The 26,262-nt window shown below is 69.8% G+C and carries 21 protein-coding genes and 1 pseudogene; 11 read left to right on the plus strand and 11 right to left on the minus strand.

What is annotated here, in order from left to right; genetic code table 11:
- Positions 1-3: 3 nt before the first annotated feature.
- The 4 genes and pseudogenes from LDL49_RS37560 to LDL49_RS59380 all read right to left on the minus strand — a co-directional run.
- A complete protein-coding gene (locus LDL49_RS37560; protein WP_225298624.1) occupies positions 4-903 on the minus strand; it encodes a carbohydrate ABC transporter permease in 900 nt (299 codons plus the stop codon).
- Positions 900-2,327, minus strand: a complete 1,428-nt coding sequence (locus LDL49_RS37565) for an ABC transporter substrate-binding protein (protein WP_225298626.1) — start codon at positions 2,325-2,327, stop codon at positions 900-902. Before LDL49_RS37565 ends, LDL49_RS37560 begins: the two co-directional genes overlap by 4 nt.
- A gap of 13 nt (positions 2,328-2,340) precedes the next feature.
- Positions 2,341-2,625, minus strand: a complete 285-nt coding sequence (locus tag LDL49_RS37570; RefSeq protein WP_225298627.1) for an alpha-L-fucosidase — start codon at positions 2,623-2,625, stop codon at positions 2,341-2,343.
- 16 nt (positions 2,626-2,641) lie between these two features.
- Positions 2,642-3,304: pseudogene (locus LDL49_RS59380) on the minus strand (alpha-L-fucosidase); the annotation flags it as partial.
- Between the two features lie 184 nt (positions 3,305-3,488).
- Here LDL49_RS59380 and LDL49_RS37580 point away from each other — a divergent pair.
- The 4 genes from LDL49_RS37580 (at position 3,489) to LDL49_RS37595 (ending at position 8,962) form a co-directional block, all read left to right on the plus strand.
- A complete protein-coding gene (locus tag LDL49_RS37580; protein WP_225298630.1) occupies positions 3,489-5,234 on the plus strand; it encodes a glycoside hydrolase family 97 protein in 1,746 nt (581 codons plus the stop codon).
- A complete protein-coding gene (locus LDL49_RS37585; RefSeq protein WP_225298632.1) occupies positions 5,231-6,043 on the plus strand; it encodes a hypothetical protein in 813 nt (270 codons plus the stop codon). Before LDL49_RS37580 ends, LDL49_RS37585 begins: the two co-directional genes overlap by 4 nt.
- Entirely contained in the window at positions 6,040-7,281 is a 1,242-nt protein-coding gene (locus LDL49_RS37590) for a carbohydrate-binding protein (protein WP_225298635.1), read from the plus strand. Before LDL49_RS37585 ends, LDL49_RS37590 begins: the two co-directional genes overlap by 4 nt.
- Before the next feature lie 97 nt (positions 7,282-7,378).
- The gene (locus tag LDL49_RS37595) at positions 7,379-8,962 is read left to right on the plus strand and encodes a hypothetical protein (protein WP_225298637.1); all 1,584 of its coding nucleotides are present in this window, start codon (positions 7,379-7,381) and stop codon (positions 8,960-8,962) included.
- Here LDL49_RS37595 and LDL49_RS58685 read toward each other — a convergent pair.
- On the minus strand, positions 8,945-10,744 hold the full coding sequence (locus LDL49_RS58685) for a glycoside hydrolase family 36 protein (protein WP_225298638.1): 1,800 nt from the start codon (positions 10,742-10,744) through the stop codon (positions 8,945-8,947). The genes LDL49_RS37595 and LDL49_RS58685 overlap by 18 nt on opposite strands.
- Positions 10,745-10,757: 13 nt before the next feature.
- Positions 10,758-11,924 (minus strand): ROK family transcriptional regulator, encoded by a 1,167-nt coding sequence (locus tag LDL49_RS37605; protein WP_225298640.1) that lies wholly within the window; start codon positions 11,922-11,924, stop codon positions 10,758-10,760.
- A 72-nt stretch (positions 11,925-11,996) separates the two neighbouring features.
- Here LDL49_RS37605 and LDL49_RS37610 point away from each other — a divergent pair, with 72 nt between their 5' ends.
- Positions 11,997-14,057: an alpha-galactosidase gene (locus LDL49_RS37610; RefSeq protein WP_225298642.1), complete on the plus strand. Its 2,061-nt coding sequence runs from the start codon at positions 11,997-11,999 to the stop codon at positions 14,055-14,057.
- Positions 14,058-14,068: 11 nt separating this feature from the next.
- On the opposite strand, the gene LDL49_RS37615 is transcribed toward LDL49_RS37610, so the two are convergent.
- Positions 14,069-14,671: a TetR/AcrR family transcriptional regulator gene (locus LDL49_RS37615; protein ID WP_225298644.1), complete on the minus strand. Its 603-nt coding sequence runs from the start codon at positions 14,669-14,671 to the stop codon at positions 14,069-14,071.
- A gap of 100 nt (positions 14,672-14,771) precedes the next feature.
- On the opposite strand from LDL49_RS37615, the gene LDL49_RS37620 reads away from it, so the two are divergent.
- The 6 genes from LDL49_RS37620 (at position 14,772) to LDL49_RS37645 (ending at position 21,929) form a co-directional block, all read left to right on the plus strand.
- Positions 14,772-15,962 carry a cytochrome P450 gene (locus LDL49_RS37620; RefSeq protein WP_225298646.1) on the plus strand — a complete coding sequence of 397 codons (1,191 nt, stop codon included), beginning with the start codon at positions 14,772-14,774 and terminating at the stop codon, positions 15,960-15,962.
- A gap of 4 nt (positions 15,963-15,966) precedes the next feature.
- Positions 15,967-16,161: a ferredoxin gene (locus LDL49_RS37625; protein WP_372470517.1), complete on the plus strand. Its 195-nt coding sequence runs from the start codon at positions 15,967-15,969 to the stop codon at positions 16,159-16,161.
- 877 nt (positions 16,162-17,038) lie between these two features.
- Positions 17,039-17,485: an SAV_6107 family HEPN domain-containing protein gene (locus LDL49_RS37630; protein WP_225298648.1), complete on the plus strand. Its 447-nt coding sequence runs from the start codon at positions 17,039-17,041 to the stop codon at positions 17,483-17,485.
- Between the two features lie 706 nt (positions 17,486-18,191).
- Entirely contained in the window at positions 18,192-19,355 is a 1,164-nt protein-coding gene (locus tag LDL49_RS37635) for an NAD(P)/FAD-dependent oxidoreductase (RefSeq protein WP_225298650.1), read from the plus strand.
- A gap of 282 nt (positions 19,356-19,637) precedes the next feature.
- On the plus strand, positions 19,638-20,534 hold the full coding sequence (locus LDL49_RS37640) for an RNA polymerase sigma-70 factor (protein WP_225298651.1): 897 nt from the start codon (positions 19,638-19,640) through the stop codon (positions 20,532-20,534).
- 198 nt (positions 20,535-20,732) lie between these two features.
- Positions 20,733-21,929, plus strand: a complete 1,197-nt coding sequence (locus tag LDL49_RS37645; RefSeq protein ID WP_225298653.1) for an oxygenase MpaB family protein — start codon at positions 20,733-20,735, stop codon at positions 21,927-21,929.
- 302 nt (positions 21,930-22,231) lie between these two features.
- Here LDL49_RS37645 and LDL49_RS37650 read toward each other — a convergent pair whose 3' ends face one another.
- The 4 genes from LDL49_RS37650 to LDL49_RS37665 form a co-directional block, all read right to left on the minus strand.
- Entirely contained in the window at positions 22,232-22,516 is a 285-nt protein-coding gene (locus LDL49_RS37650; protein ID WP_225298655.1) for a hypothetical protein, read from the minus strand.
- A gap of 473 nt (positions 22,517-22,989) precedes the next feature.
- Positions 22,990-23,484 carry a transcriptional regulator BldD gene (gene bldD, locus LDL49_RS37655; RefSeq protein WP_026214021.1) on the minus strand — a complete coding sequence of 165 codons (495 nt, stop codon included), beginning with the start codon at positions 23,482-23,484 and terminating at the stop codon, positions 22,990-22,992.
- A 490-nt stretch (positions 23,485-23,974) separates the two neighbouring features.
- On the minus strand, positions 23,975-24,841 hold the full coding sequence (locus LDL49_RS37660; RefSeq protein WP_225298657.1) for a universal stress protein: 867 nt from the start codon (positions 24,839-24,841) through the stop codon (positions 23,975-23,977).
- Positions 24,838-26,262 (minus strand): amino acid permease, encoded by a 1,425-nt coding sequence (locus LDL49_RS37665; protein WP_225298658.1) that lies wholly within the window; start codon positions 26,260-26,262, stop codon positions 24,838-24,840. Before LDL49_RS37665 ends, LDL49_RS37660 begins: the two co-directional genes overlap by 4 nt.

Below are 26,262 nucleotides of genomic sequence, written 5' to 3' on the forward strand. Positions count from 1 at the left end.
ACCTCACTTGAATTCGTAGTGCACCCAGCGCCTGGCCAGGCTGAACTGGATCGCGGTCACGGCGATGACCAGCACGAACATCGCCCATGACAGCGTTGCCGCGTAGCCCATGTCGAAATAGACGAAGGCGTGCCGGTAGATGTAGAGGCCCAGCACCATCGTGGCGTTGCCGGGGCCGCCCTCGGTCATGACGAGGATGAGCACGTAGCTCTGCAGGGCGGCGATGAACCCGGTCACCACGTTGAAGAAGATGACCGGCGACATCATCGGCACCGTCACGCTCCAGAACCGGCGCCACCACCCGGCGCCGTCGATCTCGGCCGCCTCGTAGAGCGTCTTCGGGATGCCCTGCAGGCCGGCCAGGTAGATGACGATCGTGTTGCCCGCGCCCCACACGCTCATCAGCACGAGCCCGGGGATGGCCCACTCCTGTGAGGCCAGCCACCCGGGGCCCTGGATGCCGATCGAGGCCAGCACCTTGTTGATCAGTCCGTAGTCGGGGTGCAGGATGTTCAGCCACAGCAGCGCGGTGGCCAGGCCCGACACCACCGAGGGCAGGTACATCACGGTACGGAACAGGCCCTGGAAGCGCAGCGGCTGGTTGAGCAGCAGCGCCAGCAGGAACGTGAACGTCACGCCGAGCGCCACCGCGCCCGCGCCGTACTCCACGGTGTTCCCGATCGACTCCCAGAACTCGGGGTCGTTGACCATGCGCTCGTAATTGGCCAGACCCACCCAGGTCGGCGACTGGAGCAGGTTCCACTTCATGAAGCTGAGCACCACCGCGGCCAGGATCGGGCCCACGCTGAACAGCACGAACCCGATCGTCCACGGCGAGGTGAACAGGTAGAAGCGCCGCGCCTCCCTGCGGGCCAGAGTGCCGCGGGCGCTCACCGCGGTCATGCGATCTTGTTCTCGCTGAGAACCGGCGTGACCTTGCCGGCCATCTCCTTCAACGCGTCGTCCACGCCGATCTTGCCGAGCTGTGCCCGTTCCCAGATCGGTACGGCGGTGTCCACGACCTTCTTGTTGGCCGGCAACCGCAGCACGCCGTCGTCCGAGGCGTAGTCGGCCATGATCTTCTTGACCAGGTCCGCCTCCTCCGCCGGGATGCCGAGCGCCTTGGCGTTGTCCTCCCACGCGGACTGGCGGGCCGGCGCGGCGATCCGGCGGAACTTGTAGCCGGAGGCGGACAGGTACTCGTGCATGTAGATGAAGGCGGCGTCCTTGTTCTGCGACGAGGCCGACATCACCAGCGCGCTGCCCACGGCCGGGGTGGTGCGGCCCTGCGGCCCCTTGGGCATCTGCGTGGCGCCCCACTTGAACGCCTTCTGCTTGGACAGCTCCAGCATGACCCACGCGCCGTTGAGGAACAGGGCCGCGTGCCCGGACTTGAACGGATCGACCTTCTCCAGCAGTTGCAGCTCGGCCAGGCTCGGTACCGCCTTGTCCTTGAGCAGCAGGTCCAGCCAGCGGGCCATGACGTCCCTGGCGTTCGGCTCGGTGATCATCACCTTGGACTCGGCCGCGTCCAGGAACCGCCCGCCGTACGGCATCAGGTACACGGAGCTCAGGTCCGGCGCCGGCTTGGGCATCGGCGAGACACCGTAGATCTTCTCCGCCCCCGACCCGCTGGTCATCTTCTTGGCCGTCTCGAAGAGCTTGTCCCACGTCCAGCTCTCGTCCGGGTACTTCAGCCCGGCCTTGTCGAACAGGTCCTTGTTGTAGAAGAGCAGCTTGGGCGCCATGTCGGTGGGCAGCCCGTACAGCTTGCCGTCCCGCTTGAAGTAGCCGAGCCCATGCTGCGGGATGTCGTTCATGTCGAACTCGGGGGTCTTGGCGATGTAGTCGTCCAGCGGCTGCAGGACCTTGTTGGCGATGAGGTTCTGCGTCCAGGAGTAGTGGTTGTAGAGCACGTCGGGCAGCGTGCCGCCGGCGGCCTGCGCCATGTACTTGGTGAGGAACTGGTCGAACGGCGCCGACTCGCGCTTGATCTCGATGTTCGGGTGGCGCTTTTTGAAGAAGAAGTCGAACTGCGCGTTGCGTACCTCGGTGACGGCGTCCGTGGTGAACGCCAGCGTGATCACGACCTTGGACGCCGGGTCGGGCACGTCCGTCTTCGGCCAGGTCAGCGAGTTGTTGAGCTGCTCGGCCTCCTCGAACGGCCAGTCATCGCTGGCCGGCCGGTTCGGGTCGATCACTTGCGCGCCCGACTTGACCGGGGCTGCGGCCTGCTTCGACTGACGGCTGTCGCCGCAGGCGGACAGCGCGGGCATGGCCGCGGCCGCCACTGCCAGGGCCAGCATCTGCCGGCGGTTCATCTCCATGGGGGTGGACCTTTCAGAGGAAGAGCTCGATCACCGGTATCGCCACGTCCGGGCGCTGGACCGGGAGCTGGAGGGTGAGGGTCTCGGGTGGCAGCGCGCCCAGCTTCTTGTGGCCGCTGTCGAAGGCCGGATCGGGGATCAGCGGACGGATCTCCGAGGCGTCGTTGAGCAACTGCGCGTAGCGGACCTTGCCCGCCGGCCCCGGCAGGTGCAGATGCCGGGGGTCGAACGCGCCGCGCCCGTCGGGGCCGACGTTGAGCAACAGGTTGCCGTTGTTGGAGACGGAGTCGATCAGCATGCAGCTTCCGGACCAGCGCGGCCGGCTCCGCCGAGCGCCAGTCGGCCGCGCCCTTGGCGCCGGGCGTGGGCTTCCCGTTACGGCGCCTCTTGGTGGAGGAGAAGTCAAACCACATGGTGTCGATGCGGCCGTAGCGCGTCAGCAGCTCTTCGACCTGGCCATGCAAATAGGCCTGATATTTCGCGATGTTTCGGTCATTATTGGAGACACCTTCACGCCACGCGGGGTGCAACCCGTCAATGGGGAAGCCAGGGTGATGCCAGTCGAGCAGCGAGTGGTAGAAGCCCACGCCGAGCCCCCGGGCGCGGAAGGCGTCCACGATCGGGCCGACCAGGTCCTTCCCGTGGGGCGTGTGCGCCACCGAGTAGTCGGTGAGCGCCGAGTCCCACAGGCAGAAGCCGTCGTGGTGCTTGGTCGTGAGCACCATGTAGCGCATCCCCGCTCCGGCGGCGGCCTCGGCCCAGGCGTCCGGGTCGAACAGGTCGGGCGAGAAGTGGTCGAAGTAGGGCTGGTACTGCTCGTCCGTGAGCCGCTCCCGCTGCTTGACCCACTTGTGGCGAGCGGCGAGCGCGTACAGGCCCCAGCGGATGAACAGCCCGAAGCGTTGCTGCCGGAATTCGGCCAGCCGAGCGGGAGAGATCCGATGTGTTGATCCGTCATCATCCGATGCGTGGGGCATGGCCGTACCGTAGACCTGGTAATTAACTTCGTCAAGAATTGAATTGAAAGCGCTTGCAACCTAGGCTCAGGCACGTTGTGAGGAGCTCAGTGGGGTCGGCGTCGGCCGCCCTGCCCGAGTCGGCGGGCCCGAACGGGTTGCCGATGAGTTCGGCTCACTCCTCCTATCTCTGCTTGGAGGCCCTGTGTCGCAATGGACGCTCAGTGACGAAGACCTGGAAGTCGAGATCGCGCTCTCGGCCGAGGGCGAGCCGACCCTGGAGGTGCGGCGCGACGGCCGGGTGGTGGTGCGGCCGTCCAGACTGGGCCTGCGGGCCGCGCACGAGGACCTGAGCGCCGGCCTGGCCTTCGACGGGATGTCGTCCAGGCAGGTGACGGAGTCCTATCAGACGGTGACCGGCAAGCGGCGCGAGCACCGCTACACGGCCAAGGAGTGGACGCTGTCGTTCACCAAGGGCGCGCACCGGCTCCACCTGGAGGTGCGGATCGGCGGCCACGGCGTGGCGTACCGGTACGTGGTGCCGTGGACCGGACCGGTGACCATAATTGACGAAATTTCGGAGTATGTGGTGCCGGAGGAGGCCCGTGCGGTGCTCCTGCCGTACGAGAACGGGCGCTGCGACTACGAGGAGATCCACCGGCACGGCCCGGTCGCCGACGCCGAGCCCATCCTGTACGGCTACCCGTCGCTCTTCCAGATCGGCGACACCTGGCTGATGGTCACCGAGTCGAACCTGGACAGCGGCTACGCGGGCACCCGGCTGCGCTTCGACGGCCACGCCTTCCGCCTCGACCTGCCCGACCCGTACGTGACGGCGGCCAGCCCGCTCGTCACCCCGTGGCGCACGATGATCATCGGTGAGCTGGCCACGATCGTCGCCAGCGACCTGGTGACCAGCCTGGCGGCGCCCTCGGCGGTGGACGACACCTCGTGGATCCGGCCCGGCGCGGCGGCCTGGTCGTGGTGGTCCGACGGCCCCTCCACCCGCGACCTGGACGAGCAGAAGCGCTGGGTCGACTTCGCCGCCGCGCACGGCTGGCCGTACGTGCTGGCCGACGCCGGATGGAACAAGCAGTGGATGCCCGAGCTGATCGCCTACGCCGCGGCCAGGAACGTCGGCGTCTGGCTCTGGTCGCACTGGCAGCACGTCGACACCGAGCTGGAGCACCGCGAGAAGCTCGCGCTCTGGAAGGAGTGGGGCGCCGTCGGCGTCAAGATCGACTTCACCGAGTCCGACGGCCAGGACCGGATGCGCTGGTTCGACGCCATCCTGGCCGCCACCGCCCGGCTGAAGCTCATGGTCGTCTTCCACGGCGGCACGATCCCGCGCGGCACCGAGCGCACCTGGCCGCAGTTCATGACCGCGGAGGCGGTCAAGGGCGCCGAGTGGATCAAGCCGAAGCCCGGCAAGCTGCCGCTCTACCCGCCCACGCACTACCTGTCGCTCGCGTTCACCCGCAATGTGCAGGGCCCGATGGACTTCACCCCGTGCACCTTCACCGCGGTCCGCACCATCTCCGCCGGATTCGAGCTCGCGCTATCCGTGATCTTCGAATCGGGCGTCCAGCACTTCGCCGACGGCATCGAGGCCTACGAGGCCAGGCCCGAGGCGCTGCGGCTGCTGTCCGGAGTCCCCACCTCATGGGACGACACGCGGCTGCTGTCCGGCGACCCCGCCGACCACATCCTGCTGGCCAGGAGGAGCGGCGGCGAATGGTACGTCGGCGCGGGCGTGTCGGGCGAGGCCCGCACGCTCACCGTGCCGCTCGACTTCCTGGACGAAGGGGCGTGGACGGCCGAGATCTACCGGGACGCCCCCGACGACGGCATCCTCGCCGAGACGGCGACGGTATCGGCCGGGGGCAAGCTCGACCTCGCCGTATCCCCCAACGGCGGGTTCACGCTCCATCTGAGGAGAGAGACTCCATGATCAAGCGCCTGAGCGGCACCCTCGCCGCCATCACCCTCGTCTCATTATCGGCGGCACCCGCCTCCGCCTCCGACGCCGCGGCCGTCTGGACGCAGCGCTGGAACCCGAACCCGGCCAACCAGACGGTCGCCCAGGCCTTCGAGGGCATCGAGGACGACCGCTCCGACTCCCACCCCGGTGTCACCCACATCTACGTCTCCGGCGACGCCTACCGCTTCGACATGCACACCCAGGACCGCGACGGCGACGACCGGCAGCGCAACGAGGTCAAGGGCATGCGGACGAGCAGCAGCTCGTACATCAAGATCCTCAAGAACCAGGTCTGGCGCATCTCCTACCAGCTGTACATCCCGACCTCGCTCGACGCGACCAGCTCCTTCACCCACATCGCGCAGATGAAGGTGCCCGGCTCCGGTGCGCCCCTCTACACGATGTCGCTGCCCATTTCGGGCGGCACCCCGAAGATCAACGTCCGCTACTGGGACGAGGACGAGCAGACGCACGAGGTCGGCAACACCAACCTGAACCCGATCCAGGGCAAGTGGCTCGACACCACCTTCGAGTTCAAGGCGTCGGACAGCGGCTACCTGCGCTGGACGCTCAAGGACGGCTCGACGACCCTGGTCGACAAGCGCCTGGACAACACCGACCTCTGGCGCGCCGACACCGACTACCTCCGGCCCAAGTGGGGCATCTACCGCAGCATCAAGAGCTCCGGGCTGCAGAACACGTACCTGCTGGTCAGAAACCTGCGCGCCGAACAGCAGACCGCCAGCGCGGCCGACACCGACGAGGTAGCCAACCCGTGAAGAAGTACGGCGCCCGCCTGGCGGGCGCGCTCGCCACGCTCGCCCTGATCGCGACCGCCACCCCCGCGGTGGCGGCCCGCACTCCCACCCCGTCGGAGGGGCCGTCACAGACCCAGACGGCCCGGCCGCCGCGCTGGGAGCTGCGCTGGGACCCGAGCGTCAAGAAGGACGGTGTCAAGGCGTTCGAGGCGCTGGAGGACGACCGGCGCGGCTCCCATCCCGAGGGCCTGCCGCACGTCTCCACCGACAAGGACGCCTGGCGGTTCACCGCCCACCTGGAGGACCGCGACGGTTCCGACCGCATGCGCAACGAGGTACGCGGCATGCGCGACCACGAGGGCGCCCCGCTGGAGATCCGCAAGGACGAGACCTGGCGGATCAGCTACCGCATGTACATCCCGGACACCCTCGACGCGACCACCTCCTTCACCCACATCTGGCAGCTCAAGAACTCCGACGTCGGCACCCCGATCGCGCAGATCTCGCTGCCGGTCATCGGGGGCGTGCAGAAGATCGCGGCCCGCTACTGGACGCTGCCGGACAACGCCTCGCACGACTTCGCCACCGCCGACCTGGAGCCCATCCAGAACAAGTGGGTGACCAGCACGCTGGAGTTCAAGTCGAGCGACGACGGCTACATGCGCTGGACCCTGGCCGACGGCCGCCGGACGATCGCCGACCAGAAGATCGAGCACATCGACCTGTGGTGGACCCAGGAGCAGTACAACCGCCCCAAGTGGGGCATCTACCGCAGCATCAAGAGCGCCGGGCTGCAGGAGACGTACCTGCTGGTCAAGGACCTCAAGGCGTGGCAGCTCGGCCCGGCGACGCCGCCGGTCAAGCTGCCGGCGCCGGACCGGAGCCCGGGCGTCTATGAGGCCGAGCGGGTGGGCAACGTGTGGGAGGGCGCGGCCGAGCCCGCCTACTGCGCGGTCTGCTCGGGCGGCAGGAAGGTGATCCTCATCGGCGGCAACGTCTACGACTACGCCGTGGTCAAGGGCGTGCTGTCGGAGACCAGCGGCACCCGGCGGATGACCGTGCACGCGCTGGTGGACGGCGCGCAGACGTTCGCGGTCAGCGTCAACGGGGCCGACTCCATCCAGGTGCCGATGACCGGGACCAAGGACACGGTGACGACCACGACCGTGCCGGTGGACCTGGTGGCCGGGGTCAACACGATCCGGTTCTTCGGCCTGACGGCCAGGGGACCCGAGCTGGACAAGATCGTCATCAGCTGAGCCCGTACGGCCCGCGCCCAGCCGGGGCGCGGGCCGTACCACGCCCGTATGGCCTGGGAGCGGGCCGTACCACCCCCTTAGGACGGAGTCAGGCCCCATGGCACACGACCTCAGCAGACGCGGTCTACTCGTGGCGGGCGGCGCGCTGGCCCTCGCGGCGGCGACCGGCGCCGCCCCCGCCGGCGCCGGCACCTTCTGGCAGTCCAAGCTGCTCTCCTACGACCGGCGCGGGCGCCTGACCTACGCCCAGGACGCCGAGGGCAACCGGCTGCCGGACTTCAGCCATGCCGGATACCGCAACGGCGAGCGGCCGATCCCGTGGGCGCGGGTGGTCAAGGCCATCCGGCCGGTCGAGGGCGACAACACCGCCCACGTCCAGGCGGCCCTCGACGAGATCGCGGCGCTGCCCCGCGAGCGGCGCGGCGCGCTGCTCCTGCTGCCCGGCCTCTACCCGGTCGCCGGAACCCTGTACGTACGCGCCGACGGCATGGTGCTGCGCGGCAGCGGCGACGGCGAGGATCCGGCGGGCAACACGATCATCAAGGCCACCGGCAACAACCCCAAGGACCGCGACGTGATCGTGGTCGGCGGCACGGCGGCGGGCGGCTGGGCGGGGGAGGTGCCGGGCACCCGTACCGACATCACCACGGACTTCGTGCAGGTGGGCGCGCGCGAGTTCGAGGTGGCGAACGCCGGTTCGCTGCGGCCCGGCGACAACATCGTGATCTATCACCCGTGCTCGGAGGGGTGGCTGAAGGCCATTGACTACGGCGGCCACGACGTGGGCCCGGCCTGGCAGGTGGGCGAGCACCCGATCATCTACAACCGCTACATCCGCGAGATCTCCGGCAACCGGCTGAAGATCGACGTGCCCGTGCTCAACCACCTGAACCGGGCGCTGTCCCAGTCGTCGGTCTACAAGTGGGACCGGGCCGGGCTCGTCACCCAGGTGGGCGTCGAGCGGCTGCGCGTGGACATCGAGTACCACGGCGACCCCGAGCAGGACGAGGACCACGCCTACAACGCGATCGTGCTGCTGCGCACCGAGGACTCGTGGGTGCGCGACTGCACGATGCTGCACTTCACCCAGGCCGGGGTGGCCACCCAGGAGACGACCCGCGCCACGGTCGAGAACTGCCGGGCCATCGACCCCGTCAGCATCGTCACGGGCAGCAGGCGGTACAACTTCAACACCTACGTCTACTCCCAGCAGGTGCTCTTCCGCGACTGCCACGCCTACAAGTCGCGGCACGCCTTCGTCTCCAACGGGCACAGCACGGTCTCGGGCGTGGTGTTCCTGCGCGGCACGGCCGAGTACGCGCTGAACTCCAGCGAGGGCCACCGCCGCTGGTCCCAGGGCCTGCTCTACGACGGGCACCGCGACATCGACCCGCACTACGACTACACGCTGGGCCTGTACAACCGGGGCCGCTACGGCACCTCGCACGGCTGGTCGGCGGCGCACTCGGTGGCCTGGCGGTGTGACGTGTCGACCAGCCGGCTCATCGTCCAGAAGCCGCCGACGGCCCAGAACTACGCGATCGGCTGCCTGGGGACGGTCACCGGAGACGGCCCCTTCCAGCAGCCCGCCGGGTACATCGAGGGCACCGGGCAGCCGGGGCTCCTGCCGCCCTCGTTGTACGAGGCGCAGTTCCTCGACCGCCTACGAGGCGGCTTCTGAGTCCAGGTCCAGCCGGAGCAGCCCGCCGGTGGGCACCGTGATCGTGTGCGTGCCGGGGGACAGCTCCAGCGTCGTGTCGTCCACCGTACGGCCCCGGCAGGTCTGGACCCTGGCGCGGGCCGTACCGGAGTGGCCGACCTGGAGCAGCACGTCGGCCGAGTCGTCGGCGTTGGCCAGCCAGAACGTGCCCGTCGCCGGCACCGCCACGGGCAACGGCGCGTAGCGGGCGGTGATCACCGTGTCTGCCGAACGGGCCGTGACCTGCGGATAGACCAGGTCCGGGCGGGCCGGCTCGAACGCGCCGCGCTGCAGCACATCGGCGTGCTCTTTGACGAAGCCCAGCCAGAACCGCAGCACCTCCAGCTGCGCGGGCGTCTGCGTGGTGAGGTCCACCGAGATCTGCGGGACCGCGAACAGCACGTTGACCAGCTGCGCCGCGACCCGCTCCGGGGTCTCGTCCGGGTGCCACATCAGCATGTCGGCGTGCACGGCCAGTGGCCCGGCGATCAGGCGCAGGTCCACCGTGCGCTGGCGGTTGTGCGCGGGGCTGAGCGGGCAGTCCGAGGCGCGGACCATCGTCGCGTACGGCCACAGCCCCGGGCTCACGTACGGCTGGCGCAGCTCGACCAGGCAGTCCCGGGGGAGCATGGCCAGCAGCCTGCGCACGCCCTCGTTGACGGTCGCGCAGTCGGCCTCGGGCCCCGGCTCGGGCGGGTCCTCGACGGCGAACTGGTCGATGAAGTCGATCTTCAGGCCGTCCATGCCCCACTCCTGGACCGCGCGGTTCAGGTGGCCGGCCAGGAGCTCGCGGATGTAGGGGTAGCGCGGGTCGACGATGACCGCGTTCATGTGCTCCTTGTAGGCCAGCGAGTAGGGCTGTACGCGGTCCCAGAGCGCGGTGTGGCGGCCGACGAACGGCAGGGCGTACCAGAGCAGGTAGGCGAGCCCCGCCTGCTTGACCGCCGCCACGTGTCCCGAAATATCGGGAAAAGACTTGGCGGACGGCTCCCACTCGCCGACGTGCCCGTAACCGCGCCCGCGGTCGTCGCTGTGCCAGCCGTCGTCCACGATGATCGCCTCGCAGCCCAGCTCGGCCGCCGGGCCCGCCTGCCGCTCCACGCTCGCGGCGTCGACGTGTTGCTGCATGGCGTACCAGGTCGAGTACGCGGGCATCCGCGCCACCCCGGGCACCTCTCCCGACGGGCCGCGCCACCCCTCGGCCTCGTCCGTACGCTTGCAGGCGTTGCCGCGCCACCACTCGGCCACGTCCGCGAGTGTGCGGGCGAAGGGCCGTCCGGTGAGGTCGAGCCGCAGCACCAGGCCGGTGCCGGGCTCGGCGTCGTGCTCGGCCCAGAAGCCGAAGTCCCCGGTCTCCTCCACCACCCCGGTGCGGATGTGCACCGGCCGGACCACCTCGCCGACGGCGTACGTGCACAGGGACACGTCACCGGCGCCCACCAGGCAGCCCACGGGGGCGTTCTTCTCCAGAGCGGCCACCCGGGGCCGGCGCCAGAACGGCGGCAGCCCTCTGTGCTCGCCGCCGTCGGGCGCCCAGAAGGCCGTGGCGGCCACGCACGGCACCCGCCACGCCACGCGGACGATGGCCGGCCGGTCCGGGGTGATCCGCACCTCGTGGACGCCCGCGGCGTCCTTGGTGACGGTCCACGTCAGCTCGGCCGCCGCCGTCGCCGTCAGCTCCGTCGCACCCGCGCGCAGGCGCGCCTCGCGGGTCTCGCCCGGAGCCCGGTCGTGCGGCTGCCAGACCCCGGTCGTCGCGGTCACTGCCATTCCTGAGTCACTGGCGCTCCTGGAGGGTGAAGAAGGTCTGGATGGCGACCGAGGCCGCGCCGCGCGCCCACTGCTCGAAGGGCCGGGGACGGAGGAAGATCCGGCAGTCGGCCGCCGCCCCGAAGGCCTGGCTCGCGAACGACCGGCTGATCTGCTCCTCGAACAGGTCGTAGGCCGCCAGCCCCTGCACGTCGCCGGTCACGATGATGCGCTCGGGCCCGATCAGGTTCGCCATGGCCGCCATGGCCAGCCCGATCGCGTGCCCGGCCCTGGCGAACACCTCGCGCGCCGCCACGTCGCCCGCGTGGGCGGCGTCGATGGCCGCGTCGATGGTCAGCGACGCGTCGCCGGTGGCCTCGCGGACCGCGGCCACGATGGGCGCGGTGCCGGCGATCGCCTCGACGCAGCCGCGTCCCCCGCAGTGGCACGCGGGCTCCTCGCCGCCGACCGGGACGTGCCCGATCTCCCCGGCGACGCCGTGCGAGCCGGCCACGATCCGGTCGTTCACCACCAGCCCACAGCCGATCCCCACCCCCACCGTGACCACCGCGAACGACGACGCACCGATGCCCTCGCCGAACCACTGCTCGGCCACGGTGAGGGACTTGACGTCGTTCTCGAGCGTGACCCGCAGACCCGTCGCCTCGGCGGCCAGCCGGGCCAGCGGCACCTGCCGCCAGTTGAGGAAGGGGGAGTAGCGCACCATGCCGTGCGCCTTGTCCACGTCGCCCGACACGGCCAGGCCCAGCGCGTGACAGCGCTGCCGGTAGGCCGGGTCGGCGGCGAGCAGCTCGGCCACGAGGTCGGCCAGCGTCGCCACCACGTCCTCGGGCGACGAGGCCGTCAGCGGGCGGTGCGCGGCGACGAGCACCTGGGCGCGCAGGTCGGTGACGACGCCGATGAGCTCGTCGTCGGTGATCTTCACGCCGGTGAAGAACTCCCGGTCCGGCTTGATGGCCAGCGGGCTGGCCGGACGGCCCGCGCCGGGCCCCGGCCGGTCCGTGGCCTCCAGCTCTTCCAGATAGCCCGCCTCGATGAACGGGCGCGCCGCCTTGGTGACGGCGGCGGACGACAGCCCCGTCCGCCTGGCGATCTCCACCCGGGAGACCGGCCCCTGCGTCAGGACCATGGTGAACACGGTGGCCGCCGCGGGAGTGGTGAGCGGTGCAGGCATGATGGGCATCGTAACACTAATTAACTTCGTTAAGAATTGATTCGAAGGGCCCATCGATCTAGGCTCCGGGGCATGCCTTCGGTGACCTTCGACGCGGCCAGCCGTACGTATCTGCTGCCTACCTCAACCACCAGCTACGTCCTCGGGCTCGACGCCGACGATACCCCCGTCCACCTGCACTGGGGACCTCTTCTGACCCAGGAGCAGGCGGCGTCGCTGCCGCGCCCGGCGGCACCTCCCGCGAGCAGTTTCGACGGCGCAGGACCGGCCGAGGAACTCGGCACCGAGGCGGGAGCCCGCTTCGGCACTCCGTCGCTGCAGATCGCCTTTCCCGATGGGTCCCGGGGCGTCGACTGGCGCCATCTCGGTCACACGATCGACGGGGGACACCTGACGGTCCACTTCCGGGACGCCGTCCAGCCGTTCGAGGTGGACCTGCACTACCGGGTGCGCGGCGACGTCCTGGAACGGTGGACCGCGCTGCGCTCCGAGGTGCCCGTGACGATCCTGCGGTGCGACTCGGCCGCGTGGAGCGTTCCGCCGCTGCCCGGTTACCGGCTCAGCCACGCCGTCGGCGGGTGGAGCGCCGAGCACGGGCTGCGCCGTACCGACCTCACCGTGGGCGAGACGACGCTGACCAGCAGGCGTGGGCTGAGCAGCCACCACGCGAACCCGTGGCTCACCGTCGACGGCGGCGACGCGGGCGAGCGCCACGGCGAGGTGTGGAGCTGCGCGCTCGCCTGGAGCGGCAGCTGGCGCATCACGGTCACCCGCGACCCCTCGGGGAACGCGGGGTGGACGGGCGGGTTCGGCCACGAGGGCCTCACCTGGCGGCTGGAGCCGGGGGAGGAGTGGGTGACGCCGGTGTTCGCCGGCGTCTACGCGCCCGACGGGTTCGGCGGGGCCAGCCGCCGCTGGCACGACCACGTCACCGGGTACGTGCTGCCCGAGCCGGACGAGCTGCGCCCGGTGGTCTACAACGCCTGGGAGGCCGTCGGGTTCGACGTGGCCGAGTCGAACCAGAAGGAGCTGGCCGCGCTCGCCGCCCGTGCGGGGGTGGAGCTGTTCGTCATGGACGACGCGTGGTTCGGCGGGCGCACCGGCGACAGCGCTGGGCTCGGCGACTGGTGGCCGAACCCGGACCGCTTCCCCTCCGGGCTGGCCCCGCTCATCGACGAGGTGCACGGGCTGGGCATGCGGTTCGGCCTCTGGGTCGAGCCCGAGATGGTCAACCCCGACAGCGACCTCTACCGCGCCCACCCCGACTGGGTGCTGCACATGCCCGGCCGCCCGCGCACGCTGCTGCGCAACCAGCTCGTCCTCAACTTCGCCCGGCCCGACGTCGCGGACTGGGCGCACAAGTGGCTCCACCGGCTGGTCGGCGACCACGGCGTGGACTTCCTGAAGTGGGACTTCAACCGGGCCTTCACCGAGGCGGGCTGGCCCGGCGCCGCCGACCAGGACCGGCTCTGGATCGACCACGTGCGAGCCGTCTACTCGATCATGGACCGGCTCCGCGCCGACCATCCGCACCTGCGCATCGAGGCGTGCGCGGGTGGCGGCGGCCGTACCGACCTGGGCATGCTGGCCCGTACCGACCAGGTGTGGACCTCCGACAACACCGACGCCCACGACCGCGTCGCCATCCAGCACGGCTTCAGCCAGATCTACCCGGCCCGCGTGATGGCCGCCTGGGTGACCGACAGCCCGAACCCGCTCACCCGCCGCGTCACCCCGATCAGCTTCCGCTTCCACGTCGCCATGGCCGGCGCGCTCGGCCTCGGTGGCGACCTGCTGAAGTGGAGCCCGGCCGAGCTGGCCGAGGCGGCCGCGCTGGTCGCCGTCTACAAGGACATCAGGCCCGTCGTCCAGCTCGGGCGGCAGGACAGGCTCGAGTACGGGGTGCAGTACACCTACGGGGACCGGACGGTCGTCCTCGCCTGGCGGGGACCCGTCGCGCACGGGACGCCGCACGTGCCGCTCCGCCTGGCCGGGCTCGACCCGCTGGGCCGCTACCGCGACGAGGACACCGGGCAGCTGCATCACGGAGCCTTGCTGATGTCGGCGGGCCTGCGGCCGGACCTGCCTCCGGGCGACTACGCCAGCGCACTGATCCGCCTGCGCTCGGTGTAATCGGCCCTGGTTCATCCGATTGATGAAAGGCCGCGCAGGGCAAGCTGGGCGGCGCGCACGGCCGCCTCCTCCGCCTGCTCCAGCGACCCGCCCCGGTTGATGGTGGAGATGACCGCGAGCTTGGTGGCGCCGATCAGCGCGCCCACGGCCGCCGCCGCGTCCACGGGGTCGAGCTCGTCGGAAAAGGCGTCCTCCAGCGCCCGCGCCAGCTGGAGCTGACTGTCGAACAGCAGATGCAGCGCCCGTGCCTGCAAGGAGGGGACGGTCATGATGAGCCGCATCCGCAGGGGCGCGTCCAACAATCGGAAGTCGTCGTCGCTCGCCCACTGCAGGCTCGCCCGTACGAGCCGCAGCAGCAGGTCGCCCACGTGCTCGCCGGGCATCCTGGACGCGATCATCTCCGTGGCCAGTGCCATGCGCGACGCGCCGTCGAAGAACAGCACGTCCTCCTTACTGGCGAAGTAGCTGAAGAACGTCCGCGTCGACACCTCGGCCTCGGCCGCGATCTCGGCCAGCGTGGTCTCCTCGAAACCCTTCTCGTCGAACAGCCGGAGCGCGGCATCGATCAGCGCCCGGCGTGTGCGCTGCTTCTTGCGCTCCCGTAGTCCCACCATGCCGGGAACTGTACCGCCAAAGTTAGGGATTTTCATCCATTGAAGTTTTGCAGTGAATGAGGTTTTCTGGGGGAGTTGACCACGCGAAAGGAGTCACATCATGTCGGACCTGACCCTCACCACCACCCGCCAGCGCCCCTTCGACCCGCCCGACGAAATCGCCGAGCTACGAGAACAAACGCCGATCCACCGCATGACCTACGCCGACGGGCACCTCGGCTGGATCGTGACCAGCTACGCCGCCGCCCGGGCCATACTCGCCGACGCGCGCTTCAGCAACCGCCCCGAGCTCATGCACCCGCTGATCCCGGCCCGGATGGAGCTCGCGGGGGACCAGGCGCTCCGCGTGCCGCCCGGGTTCTTCCTGCGCATGGACGCCCCCGAGCACACCCGCTACCGCAAGCTGCTCACCGGCCAGTTCACCGTGCGCAGGATGAAGGAGCTGGAGCCGAGGATCGCCGAGATCACCGACAGCTGCCTGGACGCCATGGAGGCCGCGGCCAAGCCGGTGGACCTGGTGCAGGAGTTCGCGCTGCCCATCCCGTCGCTGGTGATCTGCGAGCTGCTCGGGGTGCCGTACGAGGACCGGGCGCAGTTCCAGGAAGACACCAAGGTGCTCGTCAACCTGGAGATCAAGGCCGAGGACGCCATGGGCGCGATGACGCGCATCTCCGCGTACCTGTACGGGCTGATCCAGCGCAAGCGCGCGAAGCCGGAGGACGATCTGCTCAGCGGGCTGATCGAGAACGGCGAGCTGAACGACGAGGAGCTCACGGGCGTCGCGTTCCTGCTGCTGGTGGCCGGCCACGAGACGACCGCGAACATGCTCGGCCTCGGCACGTACGCGCTGCTCACCAATCCCGCCCAGCTCGCCCTCATGCGCGATGACCCGTCGGCGGTCGAGAACGGCGTCGAGGAGCTCCTGCGCTACCTCACGATCATCCACCTCGGCCCGGTCAGGAGCGCCCTGGCCGACGTCGAGATCGAGGGCCGGCTCATCAAGGCCGGCGAATCGGTCGCGATCCACCTCCCGGTGGCCAACCGCGACCCGTCCCGCTTCCCGGACGGCGACGCCCTCGACCTGACCCGGCCCGCCACCGGCCACCTCACGTTCGGCCACGGCATCCACCAGTGCCTCGGCCAGCAACTGGCCCGGGCCGAGATGCGCATCGCCTACCCGGCGCTCCTGCGGCGCTTCCCCGGCCTACGCTTGGCCATATCACCGGAGGAGGTGCCGATGCGCTCGGACATGAGCATCTATGGTGTGCACCGCCTCCCTGTCACCTGGTAGGTCAATGATGGAGATCAAGGCAGACACGACGGTGTGCATCGGTGCGGGCATGTGCGCGCTGACGGTGCCGGCGATATTCGACCAGAGCGAGGAGGAGGGGACCGTGGTGGTCCTCGACTCCACCCCACCGGCCGAACTGGAAGACGCCGTCCGCCGCGCGGTGACGCTGTGCCCGTCAGGCGCCATCTCGGTGGTCTGAGACAGCCGCCTGCACGGGTTTTCGCTTTGCTGGTTCCTTCCGCGTCGACGGCGGGTGGCTTTTGTCGTACGGACTGGCCGGCCGTGTTACGGCTCGCCCAGCCCGAACCTGCCCCGCCGTCGCCGCGACCGTCTTCTGGTGCGACCGTCTATTGGGCTGACCCTGCTACTAGACCGACCACCTATTGGGCCGACCACCTACCGAATGACCGCCCCACCGGCCCGCTAGCCTCCCCGGTTCCCCGGCCCCACCGGCCCCCCGGTCCCATCCGCCCACCGGCTCTCGGCTGCCGATACTCAGCGCGGACGCGCCACTCTCGGGGACCAGTCGGGCGCGGACCGCTGACCGTGGATCCCTGGGTGGCCTCTGAGCGCGCTGCCCGCTCCTGCGTTAACCGCCCCCGTCGGACGGACTCGCACCAAGGGGGCGGACCCCTGCGCGTGCCCTCCGCGTGCCCTCTCGCGTGTCCCCGGTGTGCCTTTCTACGCGTTCTCTGACCCGTCCAACCTCCGTCCCGCTGCACGTCGACGGACGTATCGTCCGTCCTCCCGCACGTTGATCGAATCTGTGTTCGTAGAACAGGTTGACACCGAGCGTGATCGAAATTATGTTCGACCTAGTGGCGTGAGGCTCGCGGCTCACGTCGTAGGACCTGGTCGCGGGCCGTTCGCTTCCCCCAAGCGAGACCCGCGATCAGGCTCCAGGGCGAAGGGCGTGTCCTCGTCGTCGGCGGAGACGAGTGGGCGCGTCCTGGCCGGACGGGGTGCGGGGAAGCTCCTCGTCCGGCCAGCCCGGCGGAATTGTCGGTGGGGTCTGCGAATCTGGCTTCACCGGTGGAGACGCCGGGAGCCGCCATGACTCCAAGGAGGCGCGCAAGATGGCACCAAGGCTCAGCGATACGCAGGGGCCCCGGCTGTCGCCCGCAGTTAGGGCGCACCTGACGGATTCACATTCCTGCCTGGCGGAGGCGACAGCCGCTCGCACCCCGGCATCCCGATACGTGGCAGCGCACCTTGCAGCCCTACGAGCGGCGGCGGCGATCCTGGCCGCCCGTCCACGTCCCATGGAAGGCCGCAGGCGCCGCCTGCGCAGCGCCTGGGAGCTGCTCCCGGAGGCGGAGCCCAAGCTCGCGGAATGGGCCGCCTACTTCTCGGTGAGCGCCGCCAAGCGCGCCGCCGCCGAGGCCGGCATGGTCCGTGGCGTCAGCGCGGCCGACGCGGACGAGCTCCTGGCCGAAGCCGACACCTTCGTCGCCGTGGTCCAGGACATCCTGGGCGTCCCTGCTCAACCCCAGCTCCCGGTCGAGGTCCCCCTGGCCGGCTGACCACACCGCTCGCGCCGCCGACATCGGCGGCGAGTGGGCAGCCGGACAGCTCGAACACGAGCGAACACACCGACCCAGGCGAAGGCCAGCAGACCATCCCGACCAAGAACGACCACGCCAACCCGGTGGAAGCAGAGCACGACTCCTGAAGCATGCTCCTGTGGCCCATCCGTTCCTCCATGGCCGCGCGGCCGAACTCGAGGATGTCTCTGGCGTCACCCGGCTCCCGGACCGACTCTGACCTGAGCAGGACTCCTGATGAGTTCCTTGAGGCGGCCACTGAGGCTGCGGTACCCCTGCCTGTCGATCCGGACCAGGTCTCCGGCACGCAGCCGGCTGACAGAGGGGCAGCAGCGTCTTGGCGGCCTGGGGATCGGCCAGATAGCCGGGGCCGGTCTGGCGGCCACGGCCCCCGCCGGGTCTGACACGGCCTGGCCGTGACCACGGCCCCGCGGTGGCGACGGACCCCGCGTGGCCACCGCAGGGCCGTGTTAGGCCGACTACAGCGGGCTGGGCCGCACTCGCCCGCTACCGCGAGGCTCCTCGGCCCTTGTCCGACCTCGTCAAGGCCGTGTTACGCCACTCACGGCAGAAGGGGCGGCGTCGCCGCCGCGTCTCGTCCGTTGTGCGCTAAGTCTCATCCGCGGGTTGTTACGCCGGATACGCGGCTGGTGTCTCCATGTCGAGTCCACAACACGAGGGAGACATGATGAACGGCAACGTCGAGGTGGTCGTGATCGGTGGCGGGTACGGGGGAGTGACGGCGGCCAATCGCCTGGCTCGGCGCGATGGCGTGTCGGTGACCCTGGTCAATCCGCGTCCCGACTTCGTCTCGCGGATCCGCCTGCACCAGCTCGTGACCGGCTCCGATGACGCGGTCGAGGACTTCGGTGAGGTCCTGGGCGGGAACGTCCGGCTGGTGGTCGACACCGCGACCTGGATCGACGCCGCAGAGCGCCGGGTGTCGCTGGCGGGCGGTGGCACGCTCTCGTACGACTATCTCGTCTACGCGGTGGGCAGCGGCGCCGCCGATCCCGGCGTGCCCGGAGCGGCGGAGTTCGCTCATTCGGTGTCGACCATCGAGGGGGCGCGACGACTGCGGTCGGCGCTGGCCGCGACGCCCGCGACGGCTCCGGTGACCGTGGTCGGGGCCGGCCCGACCGGCCTGGAGACCGCGGCCGAGCTGGCGGAACTGGGCCGCAAGGTCACCCTGGTCTGCGGCAATGTGCTGGGCCCCTACTTGCATGCCCGAGTCCGCCGTCTGGTCTCTCGCCGGCTCGCCGAGCTGGGCGTGACCGTCCTCGAAGGTCCCCGCGCGCGAGTGACGGAAGTGACACGCGAGGCGATACGGCTCGACGACGGCCGCGAGCTGCCCAGCGTGGTGACGATCTGGACCGCGGGATTCCGTGTCCCGGACCTGGCCGCCCGCAGCGGGCTGCGCACCGACGCCCAAGGCCGCCTGCTCACCGACACGACGCTGACCAGCGTGGACGACGTGCGCATCGTCGCCGCTGGGGACGCGGCGGCGATGACGGACCGGCCGTTCCGGATGAGCTGCCAGGCCGCCGTGCAGCTGGGCCCGGGGGCCGCCACCACGATTCTGCGCCGGATCGCGGGGAGAACACCCGCTCCCGTCCGGTTGCTGTTCGCCGGGCAGTGCCTCAGCCTCGGCCGAAACGAGGGCGTCACCCAGTTCTCCTACCTGAACGACAGGGTGAACGCGCTCCACATCAGCGGGCGGCTCGGTGCCCCCGTCAAGGAGATCGCCTGCCGGTTCACCCTCAATCAGTTGGTGTCCGGGGCACGCAAGGCCACCTCCCGCGCATCCCACGGCGACAGCGACGACCGCCTGGAAAACGCCTCAGCCTGAACACCGCACGACGCCGTCCAACACCCGACGCGCCAAGTCCTTTCGTCGGGTCGGCCCGACGGGGTCCGGCCCAAGGAGGACCGAGCCGGAGTGACGGCACACAACGCCGCGGCCTCGTGTGCCGTGGCCGGGCACCGAAGCGACATTCCCACCAGCCCGCTCACTCCACCTGGCCTGATCAGTGGGGAGGCTGCTGCCGATGACCCCGTCATCGGACCGGGTACATATCCACGGTCTGCTTCCGGCGTGTGAGGCCGACCACGAGAGAGTGAAGCGCACGACATGAACGACGACGTCACCGACCCCGCGACCGAGGCCTTCGTCGCCCACCGAGACCTGCTGTTCACCGTCGCCTACGAGATGCTCGGATCGGCGGCGGACGCCGAGGACGTCCTCCAGGAGGCCTGGCTGCGGTGGGCGAAGGTCGACCTGGCGCAGGTGCGGGACCAGCGCGCCTACCTGGTACGGATCACGACCCGGCAAGCACTCAACCGGCTACGGACCCTCCAACGGCGCAAGGAGGCCTACGTCGGCCCCTGGCTGCCCGAGCCCCTGCTCACCGCGCCGGACGTGGCCGAGGACGTCGAACTGTCCGAGAACCTCTCGCTGGCACTCATGTTCATCCTTGAAACCCTCTCACCGACCGAACGCGCCGTCTTCGTGCTGCGCGAGGTCTTCGACTTCGGCTACGACGACATCGCGGCCGCGATCGGCAAGAGCCCCGCCGCCGCACGCCAGATCGCCTACCGCGCACGCCGGCACGTCGACGCCCGCCGACCGTCCACACCGGTTTCCCCGGAAGAGACCCGGGCAGCGCTGGATTCGTTCCAGTCCGCGCTCGTGACCGGGGACCTGCGGGGGCTGCTCGACGTACTCGCCCCGGATGTTGTTTTCGTCAGCGACGGCGGCGGCCTCAAGCTGGCGGCCCTGCGGCCGGTGGTCGGTGCCGACAAGGTGCTCAGCTACATGGCCGGCAGTCTCGGCAAAGCCGGCGGCACCTTCACCAGTGAGCCCACGACGGTCAACGGCAATCCCGCACTCATCCTGCGCCTGGACGACGTGATCGACGGCGTGCTGGCCTTCCGCGTGGACAACGCCCGCGTCACGGGCCTCTACTACGTCCGCAACCCCGAAAAACTCACCCGCGTCGAGTCCGAAACCCTCCTCACCTCCCGCTGACTCTCCCCCCGACGCGGCAGACGAGCCCCCCGCACGATCAGCCGGACGACCAGCACGAGCACCCCGCCCCGGGCTCACACCAGCCCCACTGACCAGCGCTTTTTATGGGAGCCCAGGCAAGTGCCGCCTGCCGAAGGGGCGAGGAGAGTCTTCTCCTTCCCGCCGGCCGCTCCCTCTAGAGAAAGTAAGAGCAGACGCATGTCCCACGCCTACCGCAACGCTGTCATCCCCGAGCGAGTCGTGAACCTGGACGAGGCCCGACACCGGCATGGCGCGATGGCCGACCACGCGGCCCAGCTGGTCATGGCCGGAGACCCGCTGGCCGACGCCGTGATCGCCGAACTCGACCAGCTGGGCAAGGAAGGCCGCCGCATCCTCAACCGGGGACTCGCCGAGGGTCTTGCCGGCCTGGGCGAAGAGCCGCCCAGGGCCATCGAGGCACTGCTACGGCAGCTGGAGACGGTGCCTTCCTGGGTCGATCCCGCGCTGCTGGACCGTGGTGAGGTCGCCCTGTTGTCGGTGCCCCAGCCGTGGTTCGAAATCTGCGCGATCAGCAGCGCCCTGGTGCACACCTATGTCTCGCCCGCCATCGCGCGGCTGCTGGCGCAGACGGGACAGCTGACGAAGATGGCCTCCCGCCGACTCGTCGAGACCGGGATGTGGGGGCGTCAGAGCACGCTGCCCGGAGGTCTTCACCGAGGAGCTCCCGGCTACATCAGCACCGCGCAGGTCCGCCTGCTGCATGCGCGGGTACGAGCCACCGCTCTCCAGCGCGGCTGGGACACGGCCGTCTGGGGCCTCCCAATCGGGCAGACCGACATGGCCCGCACGTGGCTGGACTTCACGCTCACCCCCTTCACGGCCCTCGCGGCGGTCGGTATCGAGCTGAGTGCCGAAGAACAGAAGAGCCTGTACCAGTACTGGGCCTACGTCGCCTATCTGCTCGGGATCGATGAACGCTTCTACCAGGGCGTCACGGACCACGCCGGCGCTCGTCGTCTGCAGAACCTGCTGGACATGACGAACGCTGAGCCGGACGACAACTCGCGTGCGCTGACCGCGGCCATGGTCAGCGCCACGGCGAGCGCCATGGCCTGCGCACCCAACCCCCTGATGGCCGAGGACCGACTCCGCGACCTCCTCCACGGCCTGCTGCGGCGTGCCTTCGGCACCGAGCTCTCCGACCACCTGGGCATCCCTGAATCGGACAGCACTCCGCTGCTGCCGCTGGTCGCGCTCCTCAACAGCCAGGCCAGGCGCTGGCAGACCTTCACGGCCGGCTCCGCCGAGACGGCCCGCCGCGAGAACGCGCAAAGCCCCGGCCCTGATGAAGCCTTCCGCCTTCCCGGCGGCACCGCTTACGAGCAGAACATCGCCGTGCCCACCACGGCATGAACGATCCTCGCGCTGCCCGGCCTGCGAACCACCGCCCCGAGGCGATACGTCCCATCGCGTGGTGGAACCGCCTGGACGTGTGACCATGTCGGCGCCTTGCGGCGGGGACGCACCGGACGCAACCGCGCGGCGACGAAGGCGAGCGGTGTTCCGCCTTCGTCGCCGCGTCGATCCGCTTCGCCCTGAGTGCTCCGATCCGCTCCCCGTGCCGCAACCTGCTCGCTCCGCGGGGCCCGACCTGCTCGGCGTACGAGTCCCGCCCGGTCTGCCCGTACGTCCTCAGCAGCCCGTCAGGAGGTGGTTCACATCGGATCGCACAGCGGTACGGTGCTGTAATCCTCGCCGGTCACCGGCCGGATGTCCTGCCAGACCACCCACTGGGCCTGGCCCGTGTGCTCGGTGCCGTCATCGGTGTTCAGCGTCTGCGGGGGCCATAGCAGGAATCCCCACCGCTCTCCTTCCGTATCGCCCCACGCCAGCAGATAACGCGCCTCGCCGCCGCAGTCGGTGGTCGAGAACGTCGTCGCGGCATGTTCGACGATCGGTGGCCGCCACAACCCTGGTAGGCCTTTCATGTCGAGATGCATTGATCCAGTATACGAACTGGCGTTCGATATAGCTAGGAGAACGCGCCGTTTCCCAGCCCTGTCTGGGCGAACGCGGTGGGACTCTGGACGGCCAGACTCCGCCGGACCTGCGCGGCTGGGCCGACGCGTGGGCGCGGTGGAGGTGCGGTGGATTTGCGCGAGGATACGGCGGCGGCATTCGCACAAGATGTGGCGGTGGGATCCGTGCGCGACGTCGCGGTGGGATTCGCGCGGGGGCGTGCCGCTAGGCCCTCGCCGATGAACTCGCGCGGCGGGGCCTGCAGGGTCGTGACGAGCCGGCAGACACGAGGCGTCCTACCGAGGTTCTCAGCCTGGCCGGTGCCCGCGCCTGGCCGGACGAAGCGCGTCCTCGTGCTCCCGTACGGAGGTTCACCGTGCCGCCGTACGGGAGACGTCAAGACGAAAAAGCGGGACGCGCCCGTCACATGGCGCGCCCCGAGACGCAGGAGTGGTCAGAAGGACTCGACGGCGCGGCGGGCCTCCGCGTCGAGGACGCCCCAGCTGATGAGCTCCTCGGTCAGCTCACTCGGCGACTTGTCGTAGATCACGGCCAGGGAGCGCAGGTCCTCCTGGCGGATCGACAGGACCTTCCCGTTGTAGTCGCCACGCTGGCTCTGGATGGTGGCCGCGTAACGGGCGAGTGCCCCGGCCTTCTCCTTCGGCAGCGTCGCAAGACGTTCCAGGTCGATGACAAGCTTCGGTGTCGGGCCGAGCGGGCTCGGCGCGGCCCCGCCGGGCAGCAGCTCGGAGACGGGCACCCCGTAGAAGTCGGCAAGCTCGGCAAGTTTCTGAACCGTTACAGCACGGTCGCCACGCTCGTACGAGCCCACGACCACGGCTTTCCACCTGCCACGCGACTTCTCTTCGACTCCATGCAGGGACAGGCCCTGCTGGGTGCGGATGGCGCGGAGTCGTGCACCCAGCGACTTTGCGTACTCAGACGGCATCGTGTGGCCCCCCGGCTCTCGTATGTAGCGCTCTCAGTAGATTGTGCTCCCTTGCGGCGAATGCCCCGGCCACCGGGGGGTGTGTGCCGTGTTAGGCACCATCGGTAGCCATGGCTCTGGGTTTACCCCATAACGCCGCGCAGTGTGGTTACGCACAGTGACGGTAAAGGGGCGGGCGCCGAAGGTCAAGCTGATTGGAAAAAAGATGCCGAATCCGATCCGGGATGGAACGACTTAATAGCCCCTCTTGTCCCATGAGTAACAATACTTCGTCACTGTTTGCCCAGTGACATGCATGGTGGAAATCACCGCTAAACCATGTCAGTGATCGCGTGGAGCCCGAGGTGAGAGGCCTTGAGAAGGGCCGACGAGGGCCGGCCAAGAGCCCGGCGAGGGCGGCCGAGAGTGCGGTGCGGGCCGGCCAAGGGCCCGGCGAGGGGCGGCCAAGAGCGCGGTGAAGGGCGGTCCGGCGGACGATGTGGCGCCGGGGTCAGGGTTGACGCGTTAGGATCATGACCGGACACGTGGCCGCACGGACGATCTTCAGTGACGTGTCCCCCAGGAACACCCGCCGCAACGGCCCCGCGTTGCTGGAGGCGCAGATGAGCAGTTCGCCCGGCGACCACGACGTCTGGCCCATGGCCTGTGCCACGTCGCGGCCCTCCAGGATCTCGAACTCCGCCCGGATGTGCCGCCGCTGCCCGGTGGCCGCCGCCTGCAGGTCGTCCGCCACCTGGTCGCGCAGCCGCGTGAGCATGTCCTCCTCGATCTTGGCGCGGCGGGCGCCGCGGATCAGCAGGGTGACCAGCCGCAGCGGCACGTCGAGGATGACCGCGGCCTGGGCGGCGTCGCGCACCGCGGCGTCGGCGCACGGGCCGCGGCGGTAGGCGACGGTGATCCGCTCGACGGCCGGGGGCAGTGCGTCCGCGTAACCGCGCGGGGCCAGCATGACCGGCACCGTCGAGGAGTGCAGCAGCTGGTCGGCGGTGCTGCCGACGGAGATGCGGCCCCTGCCGCCGCCCGGCGCGGAGCCGATCACGACGACGTCGGCCGCGCGTTTGCGGGCCAGCTCCACCAGCCCGCGCCCGCTGCCCTTGTTGGTGTGGACGACGTAGTCGGCCTTGTCGCCGGTGAGCGCCCGGGCCTGCCCGAGCGTGGCCTCCGCCTGTTCCTGCAGATACTTGCGCCACTCGGTCAGGTCGGCGCGCGCGGGCCCCGGCGTGGTCCACGCGGGCGGCTGCACGTACGCCACCGTCAGCTGCCCCTTGACCTGTCCGGCCAGGAGCACGGCCAGCGCCAGCGCGTCACGCCCTCTCGGCTCGGGGATGAATCCGGCCAGTACGCTTTCGAGCTTCATTGGGGCACCTCGGTGTTCAACCGCGAGTGGCGATAGCCGTACAGGAAGTAACAGATCAGGCCCACCAGCATCCAGAGGCCGAACGCCTGCCAGGTGACCCCGGCGAGACCGGCCATGACGATGACGCAGAAGATCGTGCCGAGTATCGGCGTGGCGGGGAAGAGCGGCGTGCGGAAGCTGCGCGGCAGCTCGGGGCTGCGGTAGCGGAGCACGAGCACGCCGATGTTGACGATGGCGAAGGCGAACAGCGTCCCGATGCTCGTGGCCTCGGCGAGCTGGCCCAGGGGCACCAGCCCGGCCAGTACGGAGATGAACGCCGCCACGATGAGTGTGTTGGCGACGGGGACCTGGTGGCGCGGGTTCACCTTCTGGAAGATGTGCGGGATGAGCCCGTCGCGGGACATGGCGAACAGGATGCGGGTCTGGCCGTAGATGACGGTCAGGACGACGCTGGCGATGGCCACGACCGCCCCGAAGGAGACGATCAGGCCCGGCCAGGTGGCACCGGTGGCGAGGTCGACGATGTAGGAGAGGCTGGCTTCGGTGCGCTCCGGGTCGAAGTCGGTCCACGGCATGGCGCCGATCGCGGCCACGGCCACCACGACGTAGATGATCGTGACGATGGCCAGCGACAGGATGATCGCCAGGGGCAGGTCGCGCTTGGGGTTCTTGGCCTCCTCGCCGGCGGTGGAGGCGGCGTCGAAGCCGATGTAGGAGAAGAACACCTGCGAGGCGGCGGCCGTGACGCCCGCGACGCCCATGGGCGCGAACGGCGAGAAGTGCCCGGCCCTGAACGCGGAGAAGGCCACCACGCAGAAGAAGATCAGCACGGCGACCTTGATGAGCACGAACACGGCGTTGGCCGTGGCGCTCTCCGACGCCCCGCGCAGCAGCAGCCAGGTGGCCAGCAGCACGATGAGGATCGCGGTGACGTTGACCACGCCGCCGTCCTGGCCGGGGGAGCGGGTGATCGACGCGGGCAGCTCCCAGCCGAACAGGCCCTTCAGGAAGGAGTTGAGGTATTCGCCCCAGCCGACGGACACCGCCGCGACCGACACCGCGTACTCCAGCATGAGGCACCAGCCGCAGATCCAGGCGACGATCTCGCCCAGCGTCGCGTACGCGTAGGAGTAGGACGAGCCGGACACCGGGATCGTGCCGGCCAGCTCCGCGTACGACAGCGCGGAGAACAGCGCCGTGATCGCGGCCAGCACGAAGGCCAGCACGACGGCGGGACCCGCCTTCGGCACGGCCTGGCCGAGGATGACGAAGATGCCGGTGCCGAGCGTGGCGCCGACGCTGAACAGCGTGAGCTGCCACAGCGACATCGTGCGGCGCAGCTCACCGCCCTCGCCGTGGCCGCCTTCGGCCACGATCTGGTCGGTGGGCTTGATGCGGAAGAGCCGTTGGGCGAGTGCCAC

It is taken from the genome of Nonomuraea aurantiaca (genome assembly GCF_020215705.1).
Lineage (GTDB): Bacteria > Actinomycetota > Actinomycetes > Streptosporangiales > Streptosporangiaceae > Nonomuraea > Nonomuraea aurantiaca.

Excerpts from the sequence above, each read along its gene's own strand:
- LDL49_RS37660 (WP_225298657.1), bottom strand. The coding sequence starts at position 24,841 with ATGAAGCTCGAAAGCGTACTGGCCGGATTCATCCCCGAGCCGAGAGGG.
- LDL49_RS37625 (WP_372470517.1), top strand. The coding sequence starts at position 15,967 with ATGATGGAGATCAAGGCAGACACGACGGTGTGCATCGGTGCGGGCATG.
- LDL49_RS37630 (WP_225298648.1), top strand. The coding sequence starts at position 17,039 with ATGGCACCAAGGCTCAGCGATACGCAGGGGCCCCGGCTGTCGCCCGCA.
- LDL49_RS37570 (WP_225298627.1), bottom strand. The coding sequence starts at position 2,625 with ATGCTGATCGACTCCGTCTCCAACAACGGCAACCTGTTGCTCAACGTC.
- LDL49_RS37605 (WP_225298640.1), bottom strand. The coding sequence starts at position 11,924 with ATGCCTGCACCGCTCACCACTCCCGCGGCGGCCACCGTGTTCACCATG.
- LDL49_RS37645 (WP_225298653.1), top strand. The coding sequence starts at position 20,733 with ATGTCCCACGCCTACCGCAACGCTGTCATCCCCGAGCGAGTCGTGAAC.
- LDL49_RS37595 (WP_225298637.1), top strand. The coding sequence starts at position 7,379 with ATGGCACACGACCTCAGCAGACGCGGTCTACTCGTGGCGGGCGGCGCG.
- LDL49_RS37640 (WP_225298651.1), top strand. The coding sequence starts at position 19,638 with ATGAACGACGACGTCACCGACCCCGCGACCGAGGCCTTCGTCGCCCAC.
- bldD (WP_026214021.1), bottom strand. The coding sequence starts at position 23,484 with ATGCCGTCTGAGTACGCAAAGTCGCTGGGTGCACGACTCCGCGCCATC.
- LDL49_RS37650 (WP_225298655.1), bottom strand. The coding sequence starts at position 22,516 with ATGCATCTCGACATGAAAGGCCTACCAGGGTTGTGGCGGCCACCGATC.
- LDL49_RS37635 (WP_225298650.1), top strand. The coding sequence starts at position 18,192 with ATGATGAACGGCAACGTCGAGGTGGTCGTGATCGGTGGCGGGTACGGG.
- LDL49_RS37615 (WP_225298644.1), bottom strand. The coding sequence starts at position 14,671 with ATGGTGGGACTACGGGAGCGCAAGAAGCAGCGCACACGCCGGGCGCTG.
- LDL49_RS37620 (WP_225298646.1), top strand. The coding sequence starts at position 14,772 with ATGTCGGACCTGACCCTCACCACCACCCGCCAGCGCCCCTTCGACCCG.
- LDL49_RS37585 (WP_225298632.1), top strand. The coding sequence starts at position 5,231 with ATGATCAAGCGCCTGAGCGGCACCCTCGCCGCCATCACCCTCGTCTCA.
- LDL49_RS37610 (WP_225298642.1), top strand. The coding sequence starts at position 11,997 with ATGCCTTCGGTGACCTTCGACGCGGCCAGCCGTACGTATCTGCTGCCT.
- LDL49_RS37560 (WP_225298624.1), bottom strand. The coding sequence starts at position 903 with ATGACCGCGGTGAGCGCCCGCGGCACTCTGGCCCGCAGGGAGGCGCGG.
- LDL49_RS37565 (WP_225298626.1), bottom strand. The coding sequence starts at position 2,327 with ATGGAGATGAACCGCCGGCAGATGCTGGCCCTGGCAGTGGCGGCCGCG.